The sequence below is a fragment of the Pseudomonas sp. BMS12 genome (assembly GCF_001592875.1).
Classification (GTDB): Bacteria; Pseudomonadota; Gammaproteobacteria; order Pseudomonadales; family Pseudomonadaceae; genus Aquipseudomonas.
The window spans coordinates 22,532-29,124 of the sequence record NZ_LSOF01000012.1 but is presented as its reverse complement, the minus strand read 5'-3'; the positions used below and the strand labels follow the sequence as shown (position 1 = coordinate 29,124).

Annotated in this window: 4 protein-coding genes; all 4 read right to left on the bottom strand. The window is 68.0% G+C overall.

Annotated elements, in window-relative coordinates; genetic code table 11:
- Window positions 1–1,353 (bottom strand): type VI secretion system tip protein TssI/VgrG (gene tssI / locus AYB31_RS11390; protein ID WP_153020707.1); only part of this gene is annotated, 1,353 nt, incomplete at its 3' end.
- 26 nt (window positions 1,354–1,379) lie between these two features.
- Window positions 1,380–2,339, bottom strand: coding sequence for a serine/threonine-protein kinase (locus AYB31_RS11385; RefSeq protein ID WP_068828721.1), 960 nt, complete (start codon window positions 2,337–2,339; stop codon window positions 1,380–1,382).
- The gene (locus tag AYB31_RS11380) at window positions 2,336–3,067 is read right to left on the bottom strand and encodes a PP2C family protein-serine/threonine phosphatase (RefSeq protein ID WP_068828720.1); all 732 of its coding nucleotides are present in this window, start codon (window positions 3,065–3,067) and stop codon (window positions 2,336–2,338) included. The genes AYB31_RS11385 and AYB31_RS11380 overlap by 4 nt, the downstream gene beginning before the upstream one ends.
- The gene (tssM, locus tag AYB31_RS11375; protein WP_068828718.1) at window positions 3,067–6,588 is read right to left on the bottom strand and encodes a type VI secretion system membrane subunit TssM; all 3,522 of its coding nucleotides are present in this window, start codon (window positions 6,586–6,588) and stop codon (window positions 3,067–3,069) included. The genes AYB31_RS11380 and tssM overlap by 1 nt, the downstream gene beginning before the upstream one ends.
- Between the last annotated feature and the right edge of the window lie 5 nt (window positions 6,589–6,593).

Here is a 6,593-nt window from a genome sequence, read left to right as displayed (position 1 = left end):
CTCCATGCCAACACGCGGGATGGCGATGCCGCCGTAGCGGTCGCCGGCCCAGCTGGAGCTGACGCGCAGCCAGCAGCTGCTGGTGTCGTCGGCCTGGCCCTCGCGGTCCCAGTGGAACTGGACTTTTACCCGGCCGTACTGGTCGCAATGGATCTCTTCGCCCTGAGGCCCGGTGACCACGGCGCTCTGGCTGCCCAGCACCTTGGGTTTCGGGTGCAGCAGGGGCGGGCGGTGCAGCACGTCCCAGGGGGTGGCGGTGAAGCGGTTGCGGTAGCCCTGTTTGAAGGTGTCATGGCCCTCTCCCCTGGCCCCTCTCCCATGAATGGGAGAGGGGAGACTGCCGCCGAGGAAACTAGTGATGGATTCTTCCAGCACCTGCGGTTGTTTGCCTTCGTGCAGAACTTCCTGCAGCAGCCACAGGTCGTTCCATTCGTGGCGCGGGTGGTCGGAGATTTCCAGCAGATGGCCGCTGACCAGGCGCGGTTGGTCGCTTTCACCCTGGGCCAGCTGGTAGTCGCTGCGGTGGCGTTCCAGGGCGCGCTGGCTCAGGTGCTTGCCGCGCGTGCGCTCGGTGTAGCGGCCGGGGTAGTCGTAGTCTTCCAGAGGCGGCTGGAATTCGGCCTTGGCACCGCTTTCCAGGAGCAGGCGTGGTTGTTCGAAGTCGTAGTCACGACGGGTCACCCGGTTGCTGCGGGTCGCCAGGCGCAGGTTGAAGCGCTTGATCACCGGTTCGTCGGCGACCATGCCGCTGTCCTGCACGTAGGCGGTGGGCTGGCCGAGCTTGGGAAAGCCGGTCTGGTCGTCGCCGAACACCAGCACATGCTGCTCGGCCGAGTGCTCGAAGTGGTAGTGAATGCCTTCTTCCTCGCACAGGCGCTGGATGAAGTGCAGATCGCTCTCGTCGTACTGCACGCAGTAGTCGCGCTCGGGGTAGACGGTGGGGCCGAGCTGGAAGCGGTAGGCGCCACCGAGGATGCCGTGTTCTTCGAGGATGCTGGCGATGATCTGCGGCACGCTGAGGTGCTGGAAGATGCGCTGATTGCTGCGATAGCCGAGCCAGGTCAGCTTGGGGCTCAGCGTCAGGCGGTAGCGGGTCAGGCGCTTGCCGGACTCGCCCTGGCCGGCGTCGTGAACCAGGCCGTGAATGCCGCTGCCGTCCGGGGCGAAGGCGAGGAAGGCCGGTTTGCCAAGCAACTCGGCCAGGTCCAGGTCGGGGCGTTCGCTGACCAGTTCCACCTCGAAGCGGTAAGGCTGGTCGAGGGACTCGCGACCGCTGAACTCGAGCACCTGCAGGTCGTGCTCGATACCGTCGAGGGTCAGGCTGAAGTGGGTCTGGTTGGCGGGGTTGAACATGTGATCGTCCTTGTCGAGGGGCCGCGTCAGGCCGGGCGGCGCAGCAGGCGCGCGAGCAGCGAAGTCGTCGGGCGCTGGGGGCTGAAGGTGCTTAGCAGTTCGCCCAGGGTGCCGCGTTGGGCGGGGTCGAATGCCAGCGCGCGACGCAGAGCCGGCCAGTGCGCACGGGGCAGGTCTGCGGGGGCTTCCAGCGGCAGTTCCATTGCCAGTGCCTGTTTAGCACTTTGCCGGCGGAAAGGATGTTGGCCGCTGCACAGTTCGTAGATCACGCAGGCCACGGAATAGACGTCGGCGCACGCGGTGAGCGGCGCGCCATCGAGCAGTTCCGGGGCGGCGTAGCGCGGTGTCCACGCGGCGAAGCGGCTGCGGGCCAGGCGTGGCAGGCCCTGCAGGAAACCTTCGCGGGCCTGGCCGAGACCGAAGTCGAACAGGCGGATATCGTCGTCGCCGAGCATCAGGTTGCTCGGTTTGAGATCGCCGTGCAGCACGCCCTGCTCATGGGCGTAGCGCAGGGCTTCGAGCAGGCTGACGATAATGCGCTGCGCCTCGGCCCAGGGCAGGCCGCTGGGGTACTGGTGCAGCACATGGTCGAGGGTGTTGCCGCTGAGCAGCTCCATGGTGATGAAGGCGCGCTGGCAGGCCGGGTCGACCTCGAAGCTGTAGAAGCGCACCAGATTGCGGTGGCTGAGGCGTGCGGTGAGGGCGAACTCGCTGTAGAGCAGGGCGCTGGCGTCCGGGTATTCGGCGAAGTCCTCGCTGAGGGTCTTCAGCGCCACCCAGGGCTGTGGTTCGCCGAACTGTTCGCGCAGCAGGTCGCGGGCCCGGTACACCGCGCCCATACCGCCGACGCCGAGCAGGCGCTCGATCTGGTAACGGCCGCCGAGCAGTTGCGGCAAACCCTCGGGCAGCGGCCGCGCGACGCGCTTCGGGCTGGCCCCTGCCATGACGGTGAGGTCGGCGCTGCAGGCCTGGGCTTCGGCGTTCATCGGTTGATCACCACGGCGCTGAGGTTGTCGCGTGCAGGGCCTTGTAGGGCCAGGTCGAACAGGCGCTGCAGGGCCAGTTGCGGGCTGGGGCGCAGCAGGGCGGCGGTGAGCAGGTCGTGGTCGAGATCCTGGTAGAGGCCGTCGCTGCACAGCAGGAAGACGTCGCCGGGCAGGCTTTCCAGTTCGAGGATGTCCAGCTGCAGCTCCTCGGCGGCGCCGACGGCCCGGGTCAGGGCATGGGCACCGGGCTGGCGCGCGGCCTGCTCCGGGCTCATGCCGCGCTCGTCCAGCAGTTGCTGCAGCAGCGAGTGATCGCGCGTCAGCTGGAACAGCTGGCGTCCGCGCAACAGGTAGCAACGGCTGTCGCCGGCCCACAGGCAGGCCACCCGGCTACCGTCGGCGAGCAGTGCCACCACGGTGCTGCCGACCAGCAGGTTGGGCGTCTCGGCGGTCAGGGTCAGGCCCAGGCTGAGGTGGCGATTGAGCCGGTGCAGGCAGTCGCGCACGGCGTCCAGGCGGTCCTCGAAATCCAGGCCCGCCGGCAGCTCGGCCAGGCTCTCGACGATCAGGCGGCTGGCCAGGTCGCCGGCCTGGTGCCCGCCCATGCCATCGGCGACCACCCACAGGCCCTGCTGCGGCTGGTCGAGAAAGGCGTCCTCGTTGCGTGCGCGCACCTTGCCGGTATCGGTGCGCGCGGCGCTGGACCAGAGGCGTTGGGCGACCTTCATCAGAGGGTCGCCGGCAGCTTGAACTGGCGCAGCAGGCTGGCATCGAAGGGGTTCGGCGAGCGCTGGCTGTGCAACAGGTACTTGGCCTGCAGACCATCCAGATTGGCCTTCACCAGCAGCACGTCACGACCGCTGTGGTTCTCCACCTGCATCATGTCGAGCAGGCGGAACAGTGCCCAGGGCCCGCTGTTCTTCTCGATGCCGACGCGGCGCCCGCCCTGTTCTTCGAGGACCAGGCTGGTGCGCTCGCTGGCGCCCTCGGCCGGCCAGCGGAAGGCGGTGGAGACGATCGGGCCGTGGCGGTATTCCATCTGCTGGCCACCGAAACGGAAGTCGGCGCGGTTGAGGCTGTAGTCCAGGGCGAAGGGCTCCATCTTGAACAGCACCTGCGGCTCGGCCGGGTTCTCGGCGAAGAAGCTGCGGCGGATGACCTGGGTGCGGTTCATCTGGCTGAGGAACACCGGCGACAACGGCAGGCCCTGGCCGTCCATGCGGCGCAGCTGGTACTTGCCGTCGCTGTCGCTGACGAAGGCCTTGAGGTAGCGATCGACGAAGGCATCGGCGACGCCGTCGGCCTTGAAGAACTCGCGGAAGTCGGCGATGGCCACGTCGCTCTCGCTCTTGGCGCTGAACGGGTAACGCTTGAGCAGCGACTCCTTGTAGAAGCTGTACAGCTCGCTGCGATAGCGCTTGTTCAGGTAGTCGTAGGCGTCGTTCAGCACCAGCTGCCAGCTGTCGTCGGCGACCAGGGTCAGCCAGTTGGCTACCGGTTGCGGCAGGCGGGCGGCGCTGCCGCGAACCTGGTTGATCGCGTCCGGCCGGCCCTGCATGCGTGCCTTGGCCATCTCGAAGGCGGACTGCTCCGGTGAGCTGGCGTGGGCCAGGCTGGTCAGTTGCAGCTGCAGGGCATCCAGCGCCTGCAGGGTGGCGGCCAGCTCCGGGCCGGCACCGCCGTTGCTGTCGAGCAGACGGTGCAGCGGTTCGAAACGGCGTTGCAGGGCCTTGCGCGCGGTGTCCGGCATGCTCTTGGCGACGGCGTCGAGGCCCTTGCCGGCGGCTGCGGCGGCCAGCTTGGCCTTCTTGCCGAGCTTGGCCTGGGCAGCCAGATCGTCGACCTGGTCGGCGGCGGCCGGCAGGTCGAAGCGGGTGTTGTCACGCACTTCCACCAGCACCTGTAGCAGCGGCGAGTTGGCCGCGGTCAGCGCGGTCAGGGTGACGATGCCCTGGGCGGTGTTGCCGATCGGCTCCAGGCCCAGCTGGGCCACGGCCTCGCCCCAGTAGTTGGCGTAGTCGCGGAAGTACAGCTGCTCCAGCTCCACCATCAGGCGGCTGAGGTCCTTCTCGCTGAGGGCGTTGCCCTCACCCAGTACCCAGTTGTCGGCAAGGATCTCGCGCACCAGGCCGAGGCCCTGGGCGACGAAGAACTGCTGATAGCCCTTCTGCGTGTACAGGCCGGGGATGGCGTAGTCGCTGCCGAGCAGCAACGGTGCCTGGGCACCGAGGGCCTGGGCGATGCGGTACTCCGGCAGGCTGCGGGCCTGGTCGCGGAGCATGCGGTAGACCACCTTGGCCAGCGACTCGCTGCGCAGGATCTGCCGTGCCTCGGCCACCAGGTTGTCGTTCAGCGGGTAGGCGCCGAAGGGTTCGCTCAGCAGGCGCTGGAAGTGGCTGTTGAGGTCCTTCTGGGTGGGTTCGTCACCGGCGTAGCGCAGCGACCAGTCGGCGGCCAGCCAGTCCTGCATGAAGGCCGGGTCACGGCGCTCTTCCAGGTTGAGCATCAGGTAGGCACGCAGGCTGCCGAGCAGCAGCTCGCGGTCGTCGCGGTTGGCGCGGATCTGCCCTTCCAGTTGCCGTGCCACGCGCGGCAGCAGTTCGCTTTCCAGTTGCCGACGGTAGGCGGCATGCACCTCCGGCTGCACGTTGGGGCCCTGATACAGGCCACCACGCTCCAGCAGGCGGGCGTCGTCGCTGCTCGGGAACACCTGGGTCGCGGCGTAGCTGCCGTCCAGCAGCGGCAGTACCTGCTTGGCTTCGTCCTGGGCGTTGAGGCTCTCGCCGTCACGGTCGAGCTTGAGCGCCAGTTCGCGCAGCTGTTCGAGGCGGCCGTGGTTGGCCGAGTAGCTGGCGCCCCAGAACAGGCCGAACAGCAGCAGGCAGGCTGCCGCGCCGGCATACAGGGCGCGCTGGCGCCAGTCGATACGGCGGATTTCCTTGTCGTCCAGCCCGGCCAGTTCGGCCTCGGGGAAGATCACCCGGCTGAGCAGCTGATTGATGAAGCGTGCGCGGCCGCTGCGGTAGGTTGGCAGGCTGCTGCCGGCCAGGCCGAGGTTGCGGCCGATGCCGGTGGTGCTCGGGTCGAGCAGCTCCTGCAGTTGCGGCGCGCTGGTCAGGTAGAAGCCGCGCAGCTGGCTGGAGCGCTGGTAGCGGTTGCCGCTGAAGGCCAGTTCCACCAGCAGGCACAGGCGCTCGCCGAGCTGGCCGAGCTGGTGCGGGAAGTCGAGGATATGGCCACGACGCTGGGTGTCGCGCTCCTGGTGCAGGCGCATGATCACCTGGCTGTTGAGGCGGCGCAGCAGTTCCTCGAACTCCTGGCGGACCACGGCGGCGTCGGTGGCGACCTGGCCCTTGCGGAAGCTGGCGCCGAGCACCTGGTCGCTCTCCTCGCGGGTCAGCTGGTCGAAGAACTCGTCGAAGCCCATGACCTTGTCGGCCTTGCTCAGTACCAGGTACACCGGTACTTCGGCGCGCAGCTCGGCGTGCAGTTCGTGCAGGCGCTGGCGCAGCTGGCGGGCGTAGTTTTCCAGCTCCAGCTCGCTGGCATACAGCAGGGTGTCGACCGGCACACTGACCAGTACGCCGTTGAGCGGGCGTGCGCGGCGCTTGCGCAGCAGGCTCAGCAGGGTATGCCAGGCGCGGCTGTCCACGGCCACGTCGGGCTGGGTCAGGTAGCGGCCGGCGGTGTCGATCAGCACGGCGTGGTCGGCGAAATACCAGTCGCAGTAGCGGGTGCCGCCGACGTCCTTGGTCAGGCGGCGCTCGTCGCCCTTGTTCAGCGGGAAGTCCAGGCCGGAGAACTCCAGCAGGCTGGTCTTGCCGCTGCCCTCGGCGCCGAGCAGCAGGTACCAGGGCAGCTCGTTGCGCCACTTCTCGCTACGGCCGCGGTACAGACTGGAGGTCTTCAGGGTACGCAGGGCCTGCTTGAAGCGGCCGCGCAGTTCGACCTGCTCCTCGCTGATCAGGCCTTCGCGGCGCAGGCGTTCCTGGGCGTCGACGTCCTCGGCTTCCTTCTTCTTGCGCACGTTGGCGCGCCAGCTGATGAAGACGATGAACAGGCCCCAGGCCAGGAACAGCAGGCTGATGCTGACCAGGCGGCTGGCCGCCGATTCCCAGAACTTGGAGTCGGCCACCGCCAGCAGCGGGCCGACGAACCAGATCAGCAGGGCCAGTACCAGGACCAGGCACAGGCTCCAGACCCAGGTCTTGCGGAAGAAGGCCGCGGTTTTCTTGAGAAAGTCCTTCATCTCAG

Excerpts from the sequence above, each read along its gene's own strand:
- AYB31_RS11385 (WP_068828721.1), bottom strand. The coding sequence starts at position 2,339 with ATGAACGCCGAAGCCCAGGCCTGCAGCGCCGACCTCACCGTCATGGCA.
- AYB31_RS11380 (WP_068828720.1), bottom strand. The coding sequence starts at position 3,067 with ATGAAGGTCGCCCAACGCCTCTGGTCCAGCGCCGCGCGCACCGATACC.
- tssM (WP_068828718.1), bottom strand. The coding sequence starts at position 6,588 with ATGAAGGACTTTCTCAAGAAAACCGCGGCCTTCTTCCGCAAGACCTGG.